The organism is Ferruginibacter profundus, from assembly GCF_054783275.1.
The window spans coordinates 1-514 of sequence record NZ_BAAGQW010000030.1; the positions used below are offsets into that span (position 1 = coordinate 1).

A 514-nucleotide genomic window follows, 5' to 3' on the forward strand; every position below is an offset into this window, starting at 1 on the left:
CTGTACAAACAAAAAGGGAGCCAATCGGCTCCCTATTCATTTAAATCCACCCTTGACGCCTATTCATCGGAGCCTGGTAGCCGCCAAACCCACGCTTAGCTCCACCCATGATTTCCTCATGGCTCAGCCGCTCAAACTTATGCTCAGTCGGGCTACGGTCGATCTTCCCGCCAGCCTTTAGCCAGTCCTCTACCGTTTGCTTTGGCCGGTCATCAACTGCTGCCTCGCGCTTAACCTTGATGGTCATGGCGTCCGGCTTCCTGGCATTGGCAATCTCTTGCTGCTGGATAGCCTTGATCCTTGCGCGCATGGTGCGATTGTTTCGGGCTTTAGCCTCTCGCTTCTCATCAGCGGTCATGGCCTGCATTTGGATGGCGTCACGGACAAAATGATACCTCCGCTCATCGTCCTGGCTAACGCAGCCATAGCGCTTCATATAGCTGAGGATTCGGCTGCATTGCTTGGGCGGGAAGCCAGTACCCTTGCTTACTTCTGCGTTCTTGGCTGGTCCGTT

At 54.7% G+C, this 514-nt stretch carries 1 protein-coding gene; it reads right to left on the reverse strand.

Annotation, left to right across the window (positions count from 1 at the left end; translation table 11 throughout):
• Positions 1–40: 40 nt before the first annotated feature.
• On the reverse strand, positions 41–514 hold a 474-nt coding region (locus ACYVM0_RS27025), incomplete at its 5' end, for a hypothetical protein (RefSeq protein ID WP_460562631.1).